At 44.8% G+C, this 21,172-nt stretch carries 20 protein-coding genes and 2 pseudogenes; 15 read left to right on the top strand and 7 right to left on the bottom strand.

Annotation, left to right across the window (positions count from 1 at the left end):
- Positions 1–8: 8 nt before the first annotated feature.
- A complete protein-coding gene (locus tag AC6EMZ_RS23105) occupies positions 9–1,037 on the top strand; it encodes a fimbrial protein (protein WP_498405161.1) in 1,029 nt (342 codons plus the stop codon).
- Between the two features lie 24 nt (positions 1,038–1,061).
- Positions 1,062–1,595 (top strand): fimbrial protein, encoded by a 534-nt coding sequence (locus tag AC6EMZ_RS23100; RefSeq protein WP_498405160.1) that lies wholly within the window; start codon positions 1,062–1,064, stop codon positions 1,593–1,595.
- A gap of 458 nt (positions 1,596–2,053) precedes the next feature.
- Here the strand turns inward: AC6EMZ_RS23100 and AC6EMZ_RS23095 are convergent, their stop codons facing one another.
- Both AC6EMZ_RS23095 and AC6EMZ_RS23090 read right to left on the bottom strand, forming a co-directional pair.
- Positions 2,054–2,302 carry a transposase gene (locus tag AC6EMZ_RS23095; protein ID WP_498405159.1) on the bottom strand — a complete coding sequence of 83 codons (249 nt, stop codon included), beginning with the start codon at positions 2,300–2,302 and terminating at the stop codon, positions 2,054–2,056.
- Between the two features lie 131 nt (positions 2,303–2,433).
- Complete coding sequence (locus AC6EMZ_RS23090; RefSeq protein WP_498405171.1) at positions 2,434–2,700, bottom strand: helix-turn-helix domain-containing protein; 267 nt, start codon at positions 2,698–2,700, stop codon at positions 2,434–2,436.
- 1,048 nt (positions 2,701–3,748) lie between these two features.
- Here AC6EMZ_RS23090 and AC6EMZ_RS23085 point away from each other — a divergent pair.
- The 10 genes from AC6EMZ_RS23085 to AC6EMZ_RS23040 all read left to right on the top strand — a co-directional run bounded on the left by AC6EMZ_RS23085 (position 3,749) and on the right by AC6EMZ_RS23040 (position 13,892).
- Positions 3,749–4,282: a fimbrial protein gene (locus tag AC6EMZ_RS23085; RefSeq protein WP_498405158.1), complete on the top strand. Its 534-nt coding sequence runs from the start codon at positions 3,749–3,751 to the stop codon at positions 4,280–4,282.
- A gap of 83 nt (positions 4,283–4,365) precedes the next feature.
- Positions 4,366–4,893, top strand: a complete 528-nt coding sequence (locus tag AC6EMZ_RS23080; RefSeq protein WP_498405157.1) for a fimbrial protein — start codon at positions 4,366–4,368, stop codon at positions 4,891–4,893.
- Between the two features lie 63 nt (positions 4,894–4,956).
- A complete protein-coding gene (locus tag AC6EMZ_RS23075) occupies positions 4,957–7,497 on the top strand; it encodes an outer membrane usher protein (RefSeq protein WP_498405156.1) in 2,541 nt (846 codons plus the stop codon).
- A gap of 88 nt (positions 7,498–7,585) precedes the next feature.
- Positions 7,586–8,320 (top strand): fimbria/pilus periplasmic chaperone, encoded by a 735-nt coding sequence (locus AC6EMZ_RS23070; RefSeq protein ID WP_498405170.1) that lies wholly within the window; start codon positions 7,586–7,588, stop codon positions 8,318–8,320.
- 165 nt (positions 8,321–8,485) lie between these two features.
- Complete coding sequence (locus AC6EMZ_RS23065; RefSeq protein ID WP_498405169.1) at positions 8,486–9,097, top strand: fimbrial protein; 612 nt, start codon at positions 8,486–8,488, stop codon at positions 9,095–9,097.
- A gap of 106 nt (positions 9,098–9,203) precedes the next feature.
- A complete protein-coding gene (locus tag AC6EMZ_RS23060; protein ID WP_498405155.1) occupies positions 9,204–9,617 on the top strand; it encodes a fimbrial protein in 414 nt (137 codons plus the stop codon).
- Between the two features lie 58 nt (positions 9,618–9,675).
- Positions 9,676–10,131, top strand: coding sequence for a fimbrial protein (locus AC6EMZ_RS23055; RefSeq protein ID WP_498405168.1), 456 nt, complete (start codon positions 9,676–9,678; stop codon positions 10,129–10,131).
- Between the two features lie 89 nt (positions 10,132–10,220).
- Entirely contained in the window at positions 10,221–10,721 is a 501-nt protein-coding gene (locus AC6EMZ_RS23050) for a fimbrial protein (RefSeq protein ID WP_498405154.1), read from the top strand.
- A 138-nt stretch (positions 10,722–10,859) separates the two neighbouring features.
- Entirely contained in the window at positions 10,860–11,696 is an 837-nt protein-coding gene (locus tag AC6EMZ_RS23045; RefSeq protein WP_498405152.1) for an MrpH family fimbial adhesin, read from the top strand.
- Between the two features lie 483 nt (positions 11,697–12,179).
- Positions 12,180–13,892 (top strand): PglL family O-oligosaccharyltransferase, encoded by a 1,713-nt coding sequence (locus AC6EMZ_RS23040; protein ID WP_498405151.1) that lies wholly within the window; start codon positions 12,180–12,182, stop codon positions 13,890–13,892.
- Positions 13,893–14,178: 286 nt separating this feature from the next.
- On the opposite strand, the gene AC6EMZ_RS23035 is transcribed toward AC6EMZ_RS23040, so the two are convergent.
- The 3 genes from AC6EMZ_RS23035 to AC6EMZ_RS23025 form a co-directional block, all read right to left on the bottom strand.
- Positions 14,179–15,216 carry an HlyD family secretion protein gene (locus AC6EMZ_RS23035; RefSeq protein ID WP_498405150.1) on the bottom strand — a complete coding sequence of 346 codons (1,038 nt, stop codon included), beginning with the start codon at positions 15,214–15,216 and terminating at the stop codon, positions 14,179–14,181.
- Positions 15,217–15,231: 15 nt separating this feature from the next.
- Positions 15,232–15,561 carry a DUF3302 domain-containing protein gene (locus tag AC6EMZ_RS23030; protein WP_498405167.1) on the bottom strand — a complete coding sequence of 110 codons (330 nt, stop codon included), beginning with the start codon at positions 15,559–15,561 and terminating at the stop codon, positions 15,232–15,234.
- A 102-nt stretch (positions 15,562–15,663) separates the two neighbouring features.
- On the bottom strand, positions 15,664–16,596 hold the full coding sequence (locus tag AC6EMZ_RS23025) for an EAL domain-containing protein (protein WP_498405149.1): 933 nt from the start codon (positions 16,594–16,596) through the stop codon (positions 15,664–15,666).
- 597 nt (positions 16,597–17,193) lie between these two features.
- On the opposite strand from AC6EMZ_RS23025, the gene AC6EMZ_RS23020 reads away from it, so the two are divergent.
- The gene (locus AC6EMZ_RS23020) at positions 17,194–17,829 is read left to right on the top strand and encodes a helix-turn-helix domain-containing protein (protein ID WP_498405148.1); all 636 of its coding nucleotides are present in this window, start codon (positions 17,194–17,196) and stop codon (positions 17,827–17,829) included.
- A 736-nt stretch (positions 17,830–18,565) separates the two neighbouring features.
- Here AC6EMZ_RS23020 and AC6EMZ_RS23015 read toward each other — a convergent pair.
- Together AC6EMZ_RS23015 and AC6EMZ_RS23010 are read right to left on the bottom strand one after the other, a co-directional pair.
- Entirely contained in the window at positions 18,566–19,378 is an 813-nt protein-coding gene (locus AC6EMZ_RS23015; RefSeq protein ID WP_498405147.1) for an MrpH family fimbial adhesin, read from the bottom strand.
- Positions 19,379–19,809: 431 nt separating this feature from the next.
- Positions 19,810–20,180: pseudogene (locus AC6EMZ_RS23010) on the bottom strand (helix-turn-helix domain-containing protein); the annotation flags it as partial.
- A gap of 113 nt (positions 20,181–20,293) precedes the next feature.
- On the opposite strand from AC6EMZ_RS23010, the pseudogene AC6EMZ_RS23005 reads away from it, so the two are divergent.
- Together AC6EMZ_RS23005 and AC6EMZ_RS23000 are read left to right on the top strand one after the other, a co-directional pair.
- A pseudogene (locus tag AC6EMZ_RS23005) lies at positions 20,294–20,539 on the top strand (transposase); the annotation flags it as partial.
- A 402-nt stretch (positions 20,540–20,941) separates the two neighbouring features.
- Entirely contained in the window at positions 20,942–21,082 is a 141-nt protein-coding gene (locus AC6EMZ_RS23000) for a hypothetical protein (protein WP_498405146.1), read from the top strand.
- Positions 21,083–21,172 lie beyond the last annotated feature (90 nt).

The raw sequence follows: 21,172 nt of genomic DNA, 5'->3' as shown, positions 1-21,172 counted from the left end.
GATTATTTATGTTTCCTTGTATTGGTGCAAACAATTATACAAAGACTCTATTTAAGGTTATTATAATTATTACGATATCCTTATATACTACAATTGCTAATGCCAGCTGTACCGATTCCAAAGATGTAATGCTGGATACACAGGGAATACTTGATTTTGAAGGTCCTGCCGATTCATTGTATGTAGGTCAACAGCTTAAAGAGGGATGGGCAGGCAATAGTACAGGCCAGGCGTTCACTGGATGCAGCGGGAAGCATCATTATATATCTACAGCCAATTCAAACTATAGTGCTACAGGTATAGTGTCCATAATTGATGGGGTAACTTACCCTGTTTTTGAAACTGGGGTTAAAGGTATTGGGGTTATCATTGGAATTAAAGACCCTTTATACCCTCAATATGTTCCTCTTGACGATACTCCTACAACTATTTTGGATGTTGATAAATCCCTGGCCACTATCGGATTTGATACATTAGTATCTTATGTAGCTACAGGGACTTTGAAAACGGGAAGTTATAACATACCATCCTCTAATGTTGCTAAATTAGAGCTTACAAGTGATGGGAATATCGGTGCGCCGTCCGTTCAATTAGTACTGCAACCTATTACTATAAATATTACTGCCCATGCATGCGAAGTGGTTGGTGGTAATTTTGTTAACATAAATGTAGGTGACTGGTATACTGATGACTTTAATGGTGTTGGTTCATCCACCACACCTCAGCCTATTGATTTGTCGCTAAATTGTCAGGGCGAACTAAAACTAAACGCAAAAGTCACGGCGGAAGAAGAACAATCTTTTCCAGGTGCAATAAAACTACAGAATGGTGAAGAAAGCTCAGCTACAGGAGTTGCCATACAAATGCTGAATAACTTTGGAGCACCATTAACACTAAATTCAAAATTTAATGTTGCCAATATTTCAAGCAATACTGTTTATGATCTAGGATGGAGCGTAAGGTATATACAAACACTAGACAGTGTCAGTGCTGGTAGTGCTAATGCAATGGCTACTTTGACTTTAACTTATGAGTAAGAAACACTAGGAAAGGAATTTTTCATGTGGATTATATTTAACTTTAATGTGTTTTTCGCGTTCTGTTTAAGCGTGATTGTTTTACCCGTTTATGCTGGTGATGATGTTATACTAAACTTTTCCGGTACAATTAGGAATAAAGCATGTGAAATAAATCCCAACTCGATTACTAAAACCGTCAACCTGGGAGATGTTGGAGGTAGCGTATTCAAGAATATTGGTGATTTATCCCCACCGAAGGAGTTGGAAATTGAAATATCATGTGCTAGTTACTCACCACAAAAAGCAACAGTAAAATTTGAAGGTCTTAGTGACGAGCAAGATCCATCTCTACTTGCTCTAGATAATTCAGTAGATTCCGCTAAGGGTGTTGCTATTCAAATTAGTGATAAGGATGGAACAAAAATTGACTTAGGCAACAATTCAAAATCAATCAATATTATTGATGGGAGTAATATATTGCACTTTATCGCAAGATATCAAGCTGTAGAAAGTGGTAATAATGTTACTGTCGGTTCTGCAAATGCTACAGCAAATTTTACTATTAATTATCAGTGACATTTATTAAATCGATTCATATTATTTTTTTGCTACGGTTGAATCGTTAAGTATTCCAGGTCGTATATAGATTACCTGCTTTCGGCCAGTGTTTGCCAGCAACTGATTATTGAGTTTTATGATCCGGTAATCTCGTGTTGGATTTACCCGGATACAGTTTTCCTTTGGCTTACGGCGGTTACCCTGGGATAGCCCTTTCAAACGCTGTCTGCATATCCGTCTGATTAATGGCAGTAATTCCTCATCAGCTTCTTTACTGTTACGCGCAAACCGGGGCAGTTGCTACCCACTCAGGTGTTCATAAAGATTAGGCCGTGACACCTGACATGCGTTATCCGAATTAGGTGATATCGTCCGGTGGCAACAATAGCATGCGCGATATCAAATTTTTTGAGTGTGCTATCTCCAGCGCGTCGCGGAGGATTTTGGCTTCCATCGTTTTACGCCCCAACATCTGCTCAAGTTGTTTTACCTTTTTCCAGTATCTTAACTTCAGCAACACTGACAACTTCATCGCCAGCAGCGATAGCAGACTGACCACCACCGTTCATAAGTCTAAAAAGCAGGGTGGGTGTAATGCCACATTGCCGGGCAACCAGAGAAACGGAACAGCCAGGCTGTTTGGACAGCGCAACAAAACGGGACTTTTCTTCGGCACTAGAAAGGCGTCGCTTCTGCTCACCTATAATCACTTCAATTCTTTGCACAAGACATTCCTTAAATATAGGTCTATTCCTGTGCTTTATTGATGAAGTGTCCAGTTTAAACGGGCTGTTACACTTACGTCCTGTGCTGTTCTCCGGGCAGAGCCTCCAGACCGGCTTGTTTTCTGGCGTAGTCAGTACCTTATTTGGGCTCGGTTTAGCCAGTCGCAGAGTCCATGAAACGTTCTGAAGCCGAGTTTCTTCATCGTACGACGCTTGTAGAGGCTGACCGTTTTTTCGCGTAGTCCAAAATGTTTTCCAACTTCATTAACAGACAATCCGCTTGCCAGTCGGCAAATCAACTCGACTTCCTTTTGTGTTAGTGGGCTGAGCGCCTTCCGTAGCCGAGAGACCTGATGCAGATCAGGCGTAAGCGCTTTTTCAATGACAGTTATGAGCATGTCAGGGGTGCTATTCCGAAATAGAATCGGAATCCAGGGATAAAGACGGAATACATCCCCTTCCGTTTGCCTGGGTTCGGCAACACAGATCAGTGCAGTGGAAGATGGGAAGGATAGTAGTTCAGGCTGGAGTTCCCAGAAGGTTCTGAAGGAAAAAAAAAGGATTGATTTCTTTACATTAGACGTATTGCACCATCTATGCTGATCAAGATATGCGAGCAATCCATGCGCAAAATAGCGATTTTCATCGATTATAGTGACCCGTGTACCGGAGCGGAGGATATGCTGTGGTACACAGGGAGTAACAATAACGGGTTTCATTATTCCTAACCTTTTGAGTATGTTTCGCCGGATGAAAAGAGGCGATATGCTGATTAAAAATACCAGTGAGTGGCCGTTTTTTGTGTTTTTAACAACATATAGCCACATCATATTCTTCGTGTCTTAACGCATATAAAACTATGGCGAATGGCTTGATTTTTTACTTATGTTATTTGCAACGTGAAAAGTTACTAACAAAACAAATTATCTCTTTGTAACAACATTTTTATTTTTTTTTTTGGACATTTCATCACCTACATACACCAAATGCGGAATGGAGATGTAAAGTAACGTCATCGGTACATAGCCCCTTCTTTATTACCCGCCCCTCACCAGATAGCAACATTGCTTTAACATAGAATTACGATTATTGGTTTAAAAGTCTGCGGTAAGCAGATAAGTAGCACAAAAAACCGTAGCTGGCATCCTTTTCATTGCTTGTGACTGCTTGGCGGGTTTTCTCGATTTCTGCCACCACAACGCGAGTGCTTTATGGTTGATTTTTAGTTATTTGTCTAGTTTATTTTTGTCAGATTTTTGGTTTGTATGTTTCCGGTTTGTTGTGGAATAATTTGAATACTCCAGTTGGGTTTGGTTATCAACTCTTGTTTATATGCGCTAGGGCTATTCTCTCCACCTAGTCAATGGTAAGTGCTTGTCTTTTTTTAAAAGATATACCAAAGCTTTCTGGATATTATTTCTAAACATCACTAAATAAGGAAATACAATGAATATGAATAAAGCAATTTTGGCTGCGGCTGTTGTATTTGGGATGTCTTCTATGGCGCATGCTGCTGGCGAAGGTGAGGGCAAGGTGACCTTCACCGGATCAATTATCGATGCACCATGCTCTATTACTCCAGAGTCTGTTGACCAGACTGTTGACCTGGGACAAATCTCCAATGTTGCTCTGCAGGATGGCGGGAAATCTACACCACGTAACTTCAGCATTGAACTGGAAAACTGTTCCTTTGGTTCTCCGGCAGCTAAAAACAAAGTCAGCGTAACCTTCAGTGGTATGGAGTCCGCGGCAGGTAACGGTCTGCTGGGTATCACCGGGACCGCGGCTGGTGCAAGCGTGGCAATTACGTCTGGCGACGGCCAGTTGATTACCTTGGGCGAACCAACCAGTGAGCAGACCTTGCAAGATGGTAATAACACTCTGAGTTTTGCAGCTTATGTGCAAGGTGACGGTGCGTCTGCCACCATCACTGAAGGGGATTTCCAGTCTGTGGCTGATTTTACTCTGGCGTATAACTAAGCCCGTTATTTTCTCCGTTTTTGTGTCAATGCATGCGGGCTATCCGCATGCATTATTCAAATCAGTGCAAAGGAGAAGACAATATGAAAATACAAAAAATATGTATTTTAGTGTCTTCCTGCATTTTTCCTCTTTTTTCGGAATCAGCAACCACAGTTGCTGGTCAGGGGCGGGTCGGCATGCAGGGGGCCATTATTGATACGGCGTGTGCCATCGCTGTTGAAAGCCGTGATCAGGTTATCGACATGGATATTGTGCCGCTATCTGATATTCGTCGTAACGGGCAGGGGAAAAGTAAATCCTTTACTATTGTTTTAATGAACTGCGTTACCGAGCGACCCGAAAAAGAGGATTGGAAACAATTCCAGGTGACCTTTGACGGAAATGCCGATGGCGATTTGTTTGGCGTTAGTGGAAAGTCATCCGGTGTGGGGTTGCAAATCACCGATACGAAGGGACATATCGCTACTCCCGGAATACCCCTGCCGTTTGTGGATATTATTCCGGGTAATATGCAATTGAATTATAACCTGAAGCTGGTCGCTAATAACCAGCCACTAAGGTCGGGGGATTATTCTTCATCAATACGTTTCAGACTCGATTACTTCTGATATTTACGATGCAGACCTGCATCGCCACGAAATAATAAAATAATTAATTAACAGGATCACGATATGGGATTGCCTGCGGCAGGAAAAATAGTCCGTCTTCAGTCTCTGGGGCTGTGTATTTCTCTGGTTCTGGGTATCCCGATATCGGTGGCCCTTGCGGCCGAGGATATCCAGTTTAATACTGATGTACTGGATTTAAATGACCGAAATAATATCGACCTGAGCCAGTTTTCCCATGGCGGGTACATAATGCCTGGCACTTACGGCATGACGGTACACATCAATAAGAATGACCTGCCGGAGCAGCAAATTTCATTTTATGCCCCGGATGAGGATCCGAACGGCAGTCGAGCTTGCATTAGTCGGGCGTTGGCAGAGCAGTTAGGTTTTAAAGAGGGTGAAATTGACAGGTTTACTTGGTGGCACCATGGGGAGTGTCTGGATGAGCTCAATATATCGGGGATGGAAGTTCGGGGTGACCTGGCAACCTCATCGTTGTACCTGAATATTCCCCAGGCTTTCTTGGAATATACAGACGAGAACTGGGACTCACCAGCCCGCTGGGATGAAGGCATTCCCGGGCTGTTATTCGATTACAACCTGAATGGTCGAACACAGCGTCAGCAACATGACAGCAGTAACAGTTACAACCTCAGCGGAAACGGGACTGCCGGAGCTAATTTGGGAGCCTGGCGCCTGAGGGCTGACTGGCAGGCTAACCTTGACCACCAGACAGGGAGCGGACAGTCAACCAACAAACAGATGGACTGGACCCGTTACTACCTGTACCGGGCAATACCCTCCCTACGCTCAAAGTTGACGCTTGGTGAAAACTATCTGGACTCTGGGATGTTTGACAGCTTCCGATTTTCCGGGGCGAGCCTGGTGTCGGATGACAATATGTTACCGCCGAACCTGAGAGGATATGCCCCGGAAGTGACAGGGGTGGCGAAAACCAATGCGAAGATCACTGTCAGCCAGCAGGGACGGGTGCTATACGAGACCACCGTTGCGGCAGGGCCGTTCCGTATTCAAGACATCAACGATGCAGTAAGTGGGCAACTGGATGTCCGGGTGGAAGAGCAGGATGGTAGCGTTCAGGTGTTCACCGTCAACACCGCGAATATCCCGTACCTGACTCGACCAGGTTCGGTGCGTTTCAAATTGGCGGCGGGTAAACCGTCGGACTTTGAACACCATACGGAAGGGCCAGAATTTGCTACCGGAGAATTCTCCTGGGGGGTAAGCAACGGCTGGTCATTATACGGCGGGGCGCTTGCAGGACGGGACTATAACGCCCTGTCGATGGGGATTGGCCGTGACCTGATGATGCTTGGAGCGTTGTCACTTGACGCCACTCAGTCACGTGCCCGTTTGCCACAGGAGGACAGTACGCTGAGTGGCGGATCATACCGACTGAGCTATTCGAAGAACTTTGACGAGTATGAAAGCCAGGTAACTTTTGCCGGCTACCGCTTCTCGGAGAAGGATTTTATGAGTATGAGCCAGTATCTGGATGCGCGGCATTACGGCTACCTGAGTGGTAACGGTAAGGAGATGTATACAGTCACCTTTAACAAGAGCATCCGTGACTGGAAGATGAGTGCATATCTCAACTACAACCACGAGACGTATTGGGACCGTCCGGCTAGTGACCGCTACAACCTGACACTGTCGCAGTATTTCGATATCGGCCGGCTCCGTAATCTTAGTCTGTCCCTGTCGGCATACCGGAGTCAGTACAACGACACCAACGATGACGGAGCTTATATTTCCCTGTCGATGCCATGGGGAAGCGGCGGGACACTAAGCTATAACGCCACGGTGAACCGGGACGACACCACGCACACCATGAGCTATTTTGACCGACTTGACGACCGTAGTACCTATCAACTTAGCGCTGGGGCCTCGCGCAGTGGTGGAAGTGCCAGCGGGTATTACACCCGGGAGGGCGATATTGCTCGTCTCAGTGCCAATGCGAGTTATCAGGCCGAGAATTACAGCGCGGTGGGTCTGAGCGCCCAGGGAGGGATGACGCTGACACCACAGGGTGGCGCTATGCACCGCACCGGGATGGTTGGTGGGACGAGAATGTTGATTGATACCGACGGCGTGGAGGATGTGCCGGTTCGTGGTTACGGACGTACCACGAACACCAATGCCTGGGGTAAGGCAGTTATCGGGGATATGAACAGCTATTACCGTAATAAAGCCAGTATTGATCTGAATCAGCTGGGAGATAAGGCGGAAGCGACCACCTCTGTGGTACAGGCGACCCTGACCGAGGGGGCTATTGGTTACCGTAAATTTGATGTGGTTGCCGGTGATAAGGCTATGGCGGTAATTAAGCTTGCGGGGGGGAGTGAACCGCCGTTTGGAGCCACAGTACAGAACACTCGTAAACAGGAGACCGGAATCGTCAATGACGGTGGCAGCGTGTACCTAAGCGGTATCAATGCGGGGGAGGTGATGACGGTGCTCTGGAACGGTGAGGGTCAGTGTGAGGTGAAAATACCGTCTCCACTGCCTGCTGACATGCTGATGAACACTCTGCTGTTGCCGTGTCACCCGGTAAAACAGGCAGCGGATGAGGCGAAATCGTAGTTCGCTTTACCCTTGATACCCGTCACGCCCACCCGCTGTGGCGGGAATAATAATCTAAATGTGATAGTGAGAGTGAATAATGAAAGAAATGATGAACACGGTAGCCCTGACGGTCGCTCTGTCGGGATTACTGATTGTCCCTTCATCACAGGCGGCAATAGCTCTTGACCGAACTCGGGTTATCTTTGATGGCAGCCAATCGTCAGTGAGCCTGAACATCAGCAACCAGAACAAACAGCTGCCCTACCTGGCGCAGGGTTGGATGGAAGATGAGGAGGGCAATAAAATCCAGAGTCCGCTGACAGTCCTTCCACCGGTTCAGCGTATAGAGCCAGGAAAACCGAGCCAAGTGAAAATTCAGGCACTTACAGCAGCGAAACAGCTATCCCAGGATAAAGAGTCACTTTACTATTTCAACCTGCGGGAAATTCCGCCAAAGAGCACTAAGCCAAACACGCTACAGATTGCTCTGCAGACGCGCATCAAGCTTTTTTACCGTCCGACTGCTATTGCGATAGATAAAAATGCACCCCCCCCACAGGAACAGCTGACCCTGACGCGTCAGGGGGATAAATACCTGGTTAATAATTCGACGCCGTATTATGTGACCATTGTGGACGCGGGCAGCAGTAAGGGGCCTGGTATCAAGGGCTTTGAGCCGATGATGATAGCACCGAAAGCAAGTCTGCCGCTGACGGTGAGTGCTACCGCAGTGGGGAATGGCCCCGTCCTGACATACGTTAATGACTATGGTGGCCGTCCGCAGCTGAGCTTTAGTTGCAGTGGTAGCACCTGCAAGGTTATTCCGGACAAGAAATCGTAGTGGTAGACAGTAGCGGTCGCACCGCACACGGTATTGCATTAAGACATATTTATTGGTGCAAGTGGTACCGAGAATACGATGGCAGATCACGGGTAGAAGGAATAATTAAGGAGAGCGGACATGACAGAGAACACAGGAGCATCTCATCTTCACGCTGCCCAGTCGATGACCTGGCGTGATTATGTGAAAGCGTACTGCATAGCGCTGCTGAAGCTGCTAACGCTGGGGGGGCTGGCCTTGTCTTTACCTCCAGCAGAGGCGGTTGATAATGCCGATGTCGAGGGGGCCAACGGAACGCTGTATATCTCTGGTGCCCTGACAGAAAGCGCCTGTCGTCTGGAGATGAACAGTGTACACCAGGACGTACTTCTGGGTGAGGTAGGGACCGGACGGTTGCAGGTTCCGGGAGCCAGAGGAACTCCGGTACGGGTCGACTTACGTCTGGAAGACTGTCTACACAGCGGGGTTGCCAGCCGGGATATACGCACTGGGTCTTTGAGCCGTGCCAGCGAACAGCCTGTGGTGTCGGTAAGCTTCAACGCAGTACGCGATGCGGATAATCCGGCGCTGGTAAAGGCACAGGGCGTGAGCGGCATAGGTCTGAGACTGGAAGATGAGCAGGGGCGTGATGTGCGTCTGGGTAGCCGGGGAGTTCCCTTGCTGCTGCAGCCGGGGCAAAACATGCTGAGCTATACCGTGATGCCGGAGCGTACTCGTGAAGACCTGGTTGCGGGCAGTTATCAGGCCCGGGTGAATTTTCACCTGAGCTATGACTGAGGGAAAGAATACTATGACAGACAACGAGAGCAGGGGTATGTGGCTCCGGACACAACGACTTGTTATTGGGGGGCTGATACTGATTTTGCCAGTCCTGGCTGAGGCTGTGACCACTGTCACAGTGAAAGTCACCGTTGTTGCCCCACCACCGTGCATTGTCAATAACAATCGACCAATAGAGGTGGAGTTTGGTGATGTGATGACCACCAAAGTCGATGGGATGAACTACCAGATGCCGGTGAACTACACCCTGTCCTGCGAAACAGGCTCTGACAATTCTATGCAGCTTGAGGTTCAGGGGGCCGGTGCGGTGTTTGATAGCACGGTGCTGCAGACCAATAAAGACGGGCTTGGTATTAAACTGATGCGAGTGGGTGCAGACCTGCCGATCAATACTTGGGTGCCCTTTACCTACCCGAATGCACCTGAACTGTGGGCGATCCCAGTTAAAAAGAGCGGCGTGACCTTAACGACCGGGGAGTTCAGTGCAGCAGCCACAATGCGGGTTGATTACCGGTAACGGGGAGACAGGTATGAACAGAATAAGCACGGTCAACATTGCTTTGCTGGTTGCCCTGATGAGCGCCTGGTCAACAGCGTGGTCAGTGGACGGTGAGGCCGATATGACCTTTCACGGGACGCTGATAGCACCGCCCCCCTGTGTGATTAACGACGATCAGCAGGTGGATGTGGACTTCGGAGACCGGGTAGGGGTGAGCAAGGTGGATGGGGTGAACTACCGGATACCAGTGAACTACCAGATTACCTGTGAGGGCGAGGAAAGCGGCTTTGCACTGAGTCTGAGCCTGAGTGGGGCGGCAACTACGTTTGATACGCAGGCTCTGCAGAGCGACCAACCTGATCTGGGTATCCGAATATATCAAAATGATAAACCGTTTACGCCGAACAGCACGCTGAGTATCGACTTAAGCACACCTCCCCGGCTAGAGGCGGTACCGGTGAAACGGGATGGTGCCACCCTAAAGGAAGGCACATTCGAAGCGTTGGCAACATTGCATGCAAGCTATCAATGAGGAATGTCGATATGAGGCACGTCAGAGGGGAAAATCATTTCCCAGTCCCGACCTTACCAAGTTTGTCGGTAGTGGTAAGAGGAGTGCTTATGAGCCTGGTGCTGTTATTTGGCAGTGCTCTGGCGGCAGAGAATAATGTACATCTTCATGGTGCCCTGGTGGCGGAGCCTTGTGTGATTCCACCAGGTGAAGAAGAAATATCTCTGGATTTTGGCACGATTGTCGACAAATACCTGTACCTGAATACGCGTACCCCGGGGCAGCCGTTCAGTATCCACCTGACTGAGTGTGATCTGATTCTGGGGAAAACGGTAAGAGTGACGTTTTCCGGGACAGAAAGTATCTCCTTGCCAGGTCTCCTGGCGGTTGATACGGGGAACGAAGCGAACGGAATAGCTATTGGTCTGGAGACGCCGGATGCAAAGCCAGTGCTGCTGAACCAGGCGATGGACAAATTTTCTCTTCAGGCTGGGAACAATATGATACCTCTGCGGGCATATGTCCGAGGTGAGCCAGCGGCAATATCCAACCAGAGTATTGCGCTAGGGCCGTTTACGGCCACGGCGACGTTCAGCTTGGATTATGAGTAGAGGATATATTGAACTGTATATACGACTGATTTTCCGAAAAACCGCCCTTCAGGTGCTTACCAGTCAACTTATGTTGAAAGAGCTCAACCACCGGATGCTGTGGGCTGAAGTATCTTGACCGGCCGGGGGCATTCGAGAATGACACTACATAGCTTTGGAGACATAAATGTATCGCATAACAGTATGGTGCGCCGTAGTATTGACAGGAATGTGGAGTATGGGTGCACAGCGGCTCTTTATGCCGGGACGCCGAGCTACTGGCCCTCTGGTCAAGATATCGAATCGAGGACTCCTGTTGAATGGGTTTCCCCGCCAACACAGTGCGTGTCTGGCTGTATCAACACAGGAGGGTACATTCAACTTGAAATCAGGACTCATGGGAACGACCCCGCGAATTCATTCACTGGGCATTCGATGAGTTTTTACGCTTCGGAGATTCCTGTAGGGCCTATCGACCCTGCGTTTTTATATAACAAGTGGGTATCCTTGAGTGGGTCCAGTTTCAATGTTGTGTACAGCGTCCATCAAGGAACGCAAACTAATAGAGTTTGCATGGTTCTCTGGGATAAAGGCAATCAGACGTGGGCAGGGAAGATTGGTGAAATAGATTGCAGTAACGTGAATACCCAACCCTCCATAACATGCTCATTTGACACCCCCTCCTTACTGCTGGACCACGGGACCCTGGCTGCTGATGGAGTGAACGGCTCGAATGCAGAGAACCAGCTTTCCATTACCTGCACTGGAGATGCGACCGTACGGGTTGGAACCGACGGGTCGGGGCAACTGCCCGGATCGAATATCACTAGTCAATTGTCAGTTAACGGTGCGTCACTAGGAACTGGACGTAGTGTCGACTTGCCTGTTTCAGGGATCGCTTCATATCCATTAAGATCCACTCTTGTGACCGAAGGAGGGAACGCTATGCCTGGCGGGGGGGAGGGATCCTATGTATTGGTTCTGACTGTCTTGTAACGAGTAAAATGATTGGGCAGGGGGAATAGGGGCAGTGACCGAGAGGCCCTTCGTCAGAGCAGAATGATAAGTCTGAGGAGGGACATACATCTCAGGTGGCAGGCCAAGCCTCGGTGTTGCGTCAACCTCCTCCATTGGCGCAGGGCGCACACGAATTAGTACTGTCATTAACACGATAGTTTCGCCAGAAACTTATCCTTGGCTAGATTCGTCAGTCGGGCTTAGCAACGACGCCTTAGTAAGCGACATTAGAGATAACGCACATCTAGTATTGGCCCATGCAGTTAACTTCGCTGCGAAAGTTTTATTGCGGTAATTATATGCGCGATGATTTAATTAAATAACAGGCATGCAATTTTTCAGTGCAAATGACTAATTCACTCATGATGCTGAAAGTATTTTATGTTGTTAAGTTTATTTATGCGTGTATAGCAGTGGTGCTATTTATAATATCATTAATATTAATGTGAAACAGGCGATAGGATGAAATCATTACATCCATTGAATCGATATTTTTTTATTTTTTCCCTATTTATTCTTCAGGTGCATATTGGCAATGCTGGCGGTACGGGACGAAACTTGCCACAGACTGCTATAGCATGGGGAATAATTAGCATTTTTTCACTGATGGCTTTATGGAGGGCTCGGCACGTACGTATTGTTATTACCCCTGTTAGTATTTGGATCTTTTTATCGATCATCCTATTGTGGATCCCCTTATTTTTTACTTCATCTGCCTGGCAGGCAGAGGCATTGTGGCCATTACTGGGGTTAGTTGCAGGTATGGTGTTTTATGTCTGTATTCTGCAGATAACGTGGTCGCCAGAGCGAACTCAGTGTGTATTATTATGGGTTGTTTCCGTTGCTTTGTTGCAGACGATTTTAGTGCTCTGGCAGCAAGCATGGCCGAACACGTTATGCGAATTACTGATCTATCCTCAGGATAAGATGATGCGCTCTGGAGGTGTCTTTCAACAGGTTAATCTGCTGGCAAGTTTTACTGCGACAGGTTTGGCGATAGCGGTATTACTGTACCTGACGGCAGCGTTTAAACCTGCAACGATCTGTATTAGGTCTGTGTATCGTTATGGCCTAATGGCTTCTATGGTATTGTGTCCCGTATTGCTGGTGATACAGCAGTCCCGTATTGGATGGTTGGGAGGGGGAACAGTAGTATTGTTGTTACTGTTAGGCGTGAGACGGGCCCCCCGGCACACACTGGTCGCAGTGGCTTTACTTGTTAGTGGTATTATTATTGGCGTGCTGTGTCTTCGGAATAGCTTTTCAACTCCGCTGACACATGAAGGTTCTAACCTTGCTCGCATAGCGATGCTCCGGGAAACGTTAAATATGATCCTGTCTCGTCCTTGGCTGGGTTGGGGGTACGGTGGTTTTGAGTATAACTTCCAACATTTCCGACTGGCGCACGGAGACTCCACACTGGGGCTTGGAGTAGTGACACATCCTCATAATGAATACCTATATCGCTGGGCAGAGGGAGGACTGATTGCATTAACGGGGATGATAATCTTCACTCTGTGTGGACTATGGCTGTTCCTAAGGGCTGTTCGGCGGGATATGCATGCTGATTATGTTGGATATACGAACGGCATAGGCCTCGGATTGTGCCTTCTTCCATTATTGATGCATACACAAACGGAATATCCATTTTATCTGTCTGCTCTTCACTGGGGCGTATTTATTCTATTGCTGGCTCTCTGGGATAAAAAGTTGACTCAACAGCAGCAATTGATATCTCTCTCGTTCACCCAGAGCCTTATCTGTCGGAGAGGCCTGACTATTGTGATGTGTGCAACCCTGTTTTTTACGACTACAGGAGGATACAGCGGGTGGCTGTTGTGGCGATTTGAGAATCAACAGTTTGAGGAGGAAATGCCTGGCTGGAGTATCAATCCCTGGCTGCTGTCAGAGAGGGCAATGTTTGATGCCCAAGTAGCATCATTGCTGGCATTTAACCATGACCGCGATCCATCTCGTCTGGATTCATATTCTGTATGGGCGCAGAACTATTCAGCGGTACACATAGATCGGGAAGTTTATGCCCGACAGATGCAGATACTGCGAGCCAGAGGCGTTACCCCTCTGGCGGAACAATGGCAAACACAGGCTTACGGTTTTTTTCCTGACGATCCGCGTTTTCAGCCCAAAGTATTCTCGGGTGAAAGAGGAGACTGAGCGTGACTACCAACAATATGATGGGTAGCGGAGAAAAATTGGTCCCAGTTCAATTAAATCAATGAGTCAGAAAGCTGCAACTGGGAATAGTGCAAACGCTGTCTCTTTACCTCTATTACAGGCAGAATAGTCAACGCCCCATCAGGGGCGCTTACTTGTTTGTATCTAACCGATGGGTATGGCAATCATCTTTTATTAACGGTCAATAATGATAAACACCTGGAAAGCGGTATTGAATACTTCCACAGATAGCTTAAACGCTGTGTAATAATATATAGCACCTGTGTTAGTGGAACGGGAATATATAGTTAAGCCAACTGGCCATTCGTAACAATATCTTTCTCATCACAGAGACGTGGCTAAAATGATGAGTATAAATGGCAGCCTGTCCGCTTGCCCCTGCGACAACCTGATATTTTTTCCACTCTGGATCGATAATTTCTATCGAAACCGAAACCCTGCCAGCCTGTTGAGCTGTCGTTTGATCAAGTAATGCGGTATTTGCCTGTACATTGCCTGCGGCTATAGCCTGGGCTACAGCTTTGACCTTCCCTTTAAAAACCTTACCTGGCACGCCATCAATTACCACTTCGGCTTCATCATCAACCGCCAGGCGCTGCATACTGTTTTGCCAAAACCAGCCAATATAGTAGTCTTCATCTTCATGGACAAATGTCATCGTTGGACGATAGAGATATGGGGTGGCTATCATCCCAGGACGTAGGGCCAATTGTAAAACGTAACCATCGCCTGGAGCATAAACGACCGTTTGCTGTAACTCATATTCCGCATTTCGCAACTGGGCTGCGACCTGATCTGTTTTTGCATTTTGTACTTCTGCTTGTGCTAACAAATCATTTACATTCGCAATATTAATATCCAATTCCCTTTTTACACCTACACCTTTACTGACTAAATCTTTAATCCTCCCAAGATCGAGTTTTGCAGACCTGAGGCGAGCTTCTACAGATTTGCTGCTGCTTCGTTCTGAGCGAAGCTGAGCTTGCAGGCTTGCGACCTGTTGTTTGAAAGGTTCGGGATCTAGCCTGAATAAAACATCTCCTTTGTGTACCTTCTGATTATTTGTCACCTTTACTTCTTCTACACGCCCCTTAACAAGAGGAACGATTGGTGTAGAGATGTAATAGTTGCGAGCCATTTCAGAATATGGGTGGTTGAAATTCATCAATATGATTAAAGTAGAAATAATCGCAATTCCTCCCAGAGCAGCAGTAGGGACAGTCCATTTATTAAGTGGAACGCGGAAAATTTTAAAAAAAGCAAAACAAATTGCCGAATAAGTTAAAATTAATAATAAGTCCATAAAACCCTCAATTTATTATTTGTTTTTTTCAAGGTTATCAACTCTTGCGAGCAATTCTTGCAACGAATGGGCTAGTGTAGTTATTTCATGTTCTTCCTTTGAATTATGGGTTGCAATTCCCCACCCACATTCTGCTCTATAGATCGTTGCCCATATCCATAAAAATGGCCAGATTATATGAAGAGTAAATAGGCTCACCCAACCGGTTACATGGATGGCATCTTGATGCGGATGATTTCTTTTTTTTGCGATCTTATAAGGGATGTCGTGTATAATAATAATCCCGTAAAACAAAATCAAAGCAACAAAAATCAAAATACCTAATGCAAAATATTCAAGCATAATTAATACCACTCTTTTAATTGAAAATTGGGGGGGGGAATCTTACCAGATACATCATTTGTAAAAAAATTCTGAATTCATAATAATCTGTCTGTGTACAATCTATTATTCCGATGTAGAGTGTTTTCCATACATTATATTGGCTAAATCAATCAGTTTTAAAGGAGGAGTGAAAAAATAACCTTGTAAAAGATCAACCCCCATGTCAGTTAGATAGTGGGCTTGATTCCGTGTTTCAACTCCCTCAGCTACGACGATTACCGACATTTTCTTTGTAAGTTCTATAATACAATTAACAATGCAGCATAGCTTAGGTTCAGAGTCTATCAAGCTGACAAAAACCTTATCAATTTTTATGATGTCAAAAATAGGATTAATTAGACATGATAACCCTGAGTAACCTGTTCCAAAATCATCAAGTGCCAGTTTTACCCCTTTGGATTTTAGTGTACTCAACTGAATAACATCTTCTTTTGTTATATGAATAGGTTCTCTCTCAGTAACTTCAAGCACAAGATTAATTTTTTTGTGACCAAATGAATTAATGAAATCTAAACAATCTTGTTCCAAATGTGCTGACTTCAAATAAGTCACACTAACGTTAATTCCAATATGTAACTCATCAGGCATCCAGTAAGATAAAGTGATGAGGTCATTTTTTACATTTCGCATAATGTACTGTGTCAATGTAATTATCAGTACATTTTTTTCTGCTATCGGTATAAATACATCTGGGGGAATAATCCCTTTAGTTGGATGTATCCAGCGCACAAGGACCTCAACACCATGAATTTCTCCCGTTGTACCATTAACAATCGGTTGATAATAAGGAATAATAGCATTAGTGTCCAACGCTTCTTTAAACTCATCAATTAGCGTTGTTTTGCAATACCTAAAATATAACACAACACCAACCATGGCCACTAACACAGCAGATATTATTATGATCGACATAACTCCATCCCAAAACAATGGAATAGTGCTGAAAATTGATTTCAGAGAGTATTCGAGCTGGAAAGGATAATAGAAAGACTTCATCCAGAATAACCTCCAATTAAAATTAGTATGTCTTTAGATGCTTTCGAATTGAATCGTCAAATTCTTAATTTAAAAAAAAGATAGTCTGTCGAATTTCCGGCATTGCTCAACTGATATTAATGACCGATCAAATGTTGAGCTGTTAATTTCAAGCGCAGTAAATAATAAAAAAGCATCCACAAAATAGCCTATAAAAAGACCGAAATCGTAACAAGCAATCATTGATGTTTGTTTAAAATGCGCAAGGTAATGTAGCATTCAGATTTATTATATTATATTTTTTGTTAATAAATCAATGTTTGATTTCGCCTGCAATAGTTTAAAATTAAACTGGGCTAATTGTTTACTATCACAACCCCCATAAATTAAACTGATAAACAGTTCGTCCTGGCTGCTTAAAGGTGTGCGTGTTAAGCATGGCGCAGCGCATATGATATGCTCCGTAAACATAAGCCTAACTCAACGGGTCACCGCATAAAAACTACACTTCGATACTATTGCCTCTTTAATATTTATTCCACGTCAAAATTGAGCGTATTAATAACGGCAAAAATGATAGGGGGGAAGCTTTAATTGTTTTTTTTGAATAGGTGGATTATGAACTATATGGAATGTGTTAAACCAATTAAAAATATATCTAAAATAATAAAGTCTCTCAAGCCTCATAGCGATAAAATTTTTTTAATGACAGGGCAGAAATTGAACTGGATTGATTCTGAAGTTAGCTATATTTATATACTGGACGAAGGCGGCCTCTCCATTATGAAGGGGGATAGTAATGTATTGATTTCACGTGTGGGTCAACAACATGTACTAGGGTTTGCTGAATATTTCCAACCAGGATTCTCCAAAACATATTTGCGTGTGGATAAACCATCTGTTGTATATAAAATAACAACTAAAAGAGCCATTGAAATCCTTGATGAAAAGTGTCTTTGGCAAGATGTAGTAATTTTGCTTTCGTTTCATATTAATTATTTATGCTACAGAGATGCCAGGCTGATGCATTCAAAAGCCTATGGTACTATAAAAAACTGCCTGGAAGAACTTTATATTGGGTACAATGAAGATGTTAGAATGAACATAAAAATACTGGATTATATTCAGGAGAGAACATTTTTATCCCGTAGCAGTATACTGAATGTCATCTCCGCCCTAAATCAGGGTGGGTACATTGCGCTGCGTTCCGGAGGGTATCTTGTTGATATAAAAAAACTCCCGCACGGATTTTGATTTATTAATTGATGTGGGTATTTTAATAGTAGTTAATTATTTTGGAGTAGTATATGTTGAAATCACAAATTAAAACACAACATGCAAAAGAGCTAGCCAGGAACTATCTGGCCGCATCAGGTATAAAATGTACACCTGAAGAATACTTGATAATATTAAAAGATATGGAAAAGAAATTTCTAATTCTACTTAATGGCATGGGTGATTAGTATAAGCAAGCGATCCATTAAACCTCAATTTTTTAGGTTGTTTTATTTATACAAGTCCTAAAGCGCCAGGCTCACGGAAGTGGTTCATCATTCTCTGGGCCTAGGTTCCGTTAATATCTGCTGCGGGTTTTAGGTCCGGGGAACCCGAGCTGAAATCCGTTAGCAGACTAGACACCTGCCAGTGCGACCATGTAACATTAGGCATTACGATTCAATGTAAGGTCTTAATTATTATATAAATTCTTCTGGCGAGGAGAGGGCGAGCCTCTATGCATTTACGAGAGGGTTTGTAGTATAAAAAATATGGTCGATTAATGTCATTTAGCTACTTATTGAAAAAGATATTATCAGGTGTAATAAACTGATAAATGCCAAATCCAACGTCATTACCGATATGGCATTTTTTTACAAGCGAAGGTGTTTTGCTTACCTAGGTTCATGCAGCGATGACATATCAAAATTCAATGTTAATTACTTACCAATAGTAAGAAGACTTGGAATCATAACAATAAATGAATAGAACCTTGTCATAAAACTGTGATAGTGAGTATATAACTGCCAGTCTTCTCTCCAGGCTCTGGGGCAGAGCCATCAGTATGTAGGGTTGATGATATTATCAAACTATTACTTTGACCAACTGTGAGCTCAATAGGATTAGAGGAGGTGATTTGCTTTCCTTGAATGAACAAACTAGATGTGATTTGATTTGTTCCATTCATGAGACCAGTACCGCTTGTGCCAATTGATATAGTTGCGTCACCGGTACAAGATATATTAAGCTCAGATTGAGTTGAATTCCCATTTATTTCGTTAACTGGTAATTCCCCATGATCAAGAAGAATATTAGGCATAGTAAAATCGCAAGTTACAGTCGGTGCTATTGACCCACTACAATCCAAAATAGCACTACCCATAGTCTCAGAGTTATATTTCATACAGATGGCTGAAGGTGAACCGCTCAACCCTGTCATTGTAAAATTAAAAGACGTTCCTATTTGTGAAATGAATTTTTGATATAGTTCAGCATTCGTGTAGTGCTGGGATGATCCAGTATAGCGTGGGATAGTAACAACTGGAGATGCCGAAGTAAAACCGAACGCACTAGTATCGGCAGGGTATATGCGCGCGGCAGTATCAATGTTCGTCCACGCTGTGGTGCCGGTTGGGTTAGAAACAGAAGGCCACTCAGCGTGACCAGAAACGTTATAATTACCCTCGTTAACCTTTTCAATTTCAACGTTTGAAACTATTAGCTCAGCAAGTGATTGATGTGAGGCAAGTAAAAGAGAGGAGCCGAGTAAAAAAAGTGAGTATGCTGATAAATATTTATAGTTAATCATTTACAGATCCTTCTTTGAAACCAATTCAAAAGATAAAAAATTATTATTATCTCGCGCTCTTGTAATAAAATGTTTGCTAATGGAAGAGAAATAAAAGATACATTTTTTCTATGCGCACTTCACCACTACCAAGTGGATAACCGGAATTTAACTCTAAAAAATTCAATGAGTTTATTTTGATGATCCCTACACCCAGTGAATATATAAATAAATTCCGCACGCAACCATATCAGGTTCAATTTTAAATTGATGACCATAAATTCGATTTAATCATCACCTCTTTTCGATTGAATGGCAAAAAATAAATTGTTTTTTTATAAACTTGAAAAGTTAAGTGAATTGGTGTAAATGGAGCGCCAAAAAAATGCTAATTTTCAGCAACAATGGTATATTTATTTCACGAAAAAAACATAATTTAATACAAAAAATACTGAATACGGAAACCAGAGGCCATCGATCGTCATCCAATTTATAAGTGTTTCAGCTGATACGGTAATGCTGTGACGTTCGCGTAATTTCTCAGCCGCGAGATTCTGATCAAAATCGCTGTAGAAATCATGTAGAAGCGATAACACACGCAGCCTGAGCGATACGTGAAGCCGGTGGTTTCCGGGCCGTCCACTGCGAAGACTCACAAGCCCTGCTGCACCAGCCTCACGAAAGCAGTTCATCAGACGCTGTGAGTCTGGCGTTCAGTCAGATTCAACTGACGCGCAGCATCACGCCGGAGCATACGTTTTTCAACAGCCGACTGAATGATATTAACCCGGCTTAGTTCTTCATCTGACATGGTCACTAGAATCCAGATGTCTCCATGGCACAAGGATTTTACCCTTTATCCCTGCCCCGAAATCCTGCTCCATTCAGAAATAGAATTCCGGCATGCTGTACACTTCCTGAACGGATGTGGTGCCGATGAAAAAGTCACGATTCACCGAAGAGCTGATTGTTTTTGCCCTGAAGCAGGCCGAACTGGGGACGCCGGTGCCTGAGGTCTGCCGTAAGCTGGGTGTTTCCGATGCCACGTTCTATACGTGGAGCAAGAAATGCGGCAGAATTTCCCCTTCAGAACTGAATCACATGCGCATCCTCAGGCTGAAGAAGCTTGTTGCCGATTTGAGTTTCGACAAAGCCATGCTGCAGGATGTGCTGGCAAAAAGGAACTGAACGCCTGCGCGGATGGGGCCGGGACCTGCAGGCACGCTACAGGGACAGCGAGAGGCAGGTCTGTTTTGCACTATGGGTCAGCCGCAGCTCATTATGGTTCATATATGACTGATGAAGCCAAACGCTTCTATATCCACCACGGTTTCACAGCATCGCAGATCTAGGAGCGGACACTGTTTCTTAAGCGGCCATAACAGAAAGTCGTGTGGGCAGGGTGGAAAGGAATAGGTGTAGATATAATCAATTGAATTTATACGACTTTATTATTTTATTTAACATAATCTTTGTTATCCGCACTTGGTATGTCAGCGCAAAACGATAATGTCGTGTTTTACCAAAGTTAAAATGTCGTCTTTCGGTTAGTCTGTTTTCACAGGCAGACAATCCGGAGCGTCTATGTTGGTGACCATGAGCCAGAAAGAACTGAACCGTATTCCCGTGCTGCAGCAAGTCTGCGACAAACTCCTGACACAATCAGCTGCAGCAAAACTGCTGAACCTGGGGTCCGCTTGGAAAACGGAAATTATCCCACGCTAAGACTGTTTTTTGTACAAAGCGGTATCGACTGTACGTAATGAGCGGTATTTTCCGGATCCCAGCTTAAGATTATTACGCCAGACGTAATCT

The sequence above is a fragment of the Enterobacter sp. SCRI0065 genome (assembly GCF_059766475.1).
This window is presented reverse-complemented; position numbering and strand designations above follow the sequence as displayed.

Coding starts and splice junctions, on each gene's coding strand:
- AC6EMZ_RS23070 (WP_498405170.1), top strand. CDS start 7,586: ATGATGAACACGGTAGCCCTGACGGTCGCTCTGTCGGGATTACTGATT.
- AC6EMZ_RS23055 (WP_498405168.1), top strand. CDS start 9,676: ATGAGCGCCTGGTCAACAGCGTGGTCAGTGGACGGTGAGGCCGATATG.
- AC6EMZ_RS23100 (WP_498405160.1), top strand. CDS start 1,062: ATGTGGATTATATTTAACTTTAATGTGTTTTTCGCGTTCTGTTTAAGC.
- AC6EMZ_RS23000 (WP_498405146.1), top strand. CDS start 20,942: ATGTTGGTGACCATGAGCCAGAAAGAACTGAACCGTATTCCCGTGCTG.
- AC6EMZ_RS23065 (WP_498405169.1), top strand. CDS start 8,486: ATGACCTGGCGTGATTATGTGAAAGCGTACTGCATAGCGCTGCTGAAG.
- AC6EMZ_RS23015 (WP_498405147.1), bottom strand. CDS start 19,378: ATGATTAACTATAAATATTTATCAGCATACTCACTTTTTTTACTCGGC.
- AC6EMZ_RS23105 (WP_498405161.1), top strand. CDS start 9: ATGTTTCCTTGTATTGGTGCAAACAATTATACAAAGACTCTATTTAAG.
- AC6EMZ_RS23085 (WP_498405158.1), top strand. CDS start 3,749: ATGAATATGAATAAAGCAATTTTGGCTGCGGCTGTTGTATTTGGGATG.
- AC6EMZ_RS23050 (WP_498405154.1), top strand. CDS start 10,221: ATGAGCCTGGTGCTGTTATTTGGCAGTGCTCTGGCGGCAGAGAATAAT.
- AC6EMZ_RS23035 (WP_498405150.1), bottom strand. CDS start 15,216: ATGGACTTATTATTAATTTTAACTTATTCGGCAATTTGTTTTGCTTTT.
- AC6EMZ_RS23090 (WP_498405171.1), bottom strand. CDS start 2,700: ATGCTCATAACTGTCATTGAAAAAGCGCTTACGCCTGATCTGCATCAG.
- AC6EMZ_RS23025 (WP_498405149.1), bottom strand. CDS start 16,596: ATGAAGTCTTTCTATTATCCTTTCCAGCTCGAATACTCTCTGAAATCA.
- AC6EMZ_RS23080 (WP_498405157.1), top strand. CDS start 4,366: ATGAAAATACAAAAAATATGTATTTTAGTGTCTTCCTGCATTTTTCCT.
- AC6EMZ_RS23020 (WP_498405148.1), top strand. CDS start 17,194: ATGAACTATATGGAATGTGTTAAACCAATTAAAAATATATCTAAAATA.
- AC6EMZ_RS23045 (WP_498405152.1), top strand. CDS start 10,860: ATGACACTACATAGCTTTGGAGACATAAATGTATCGCATAACAGTATG.
- AC6EMZ_RS23040 (WP_498405151.1), top strand. CDS start 12,180: ATGAAATCATTACATCCATTGAATCGATATTTTTTTATTTTTTCCCTA.
- AC6EMZ_RS23075 (WP_498405156.1), top strand. CDS start 4,957: ATGGGATTGCCTGCGGCAGGAAAAATAGTCCGTCTTCAGTCTCTGGGG.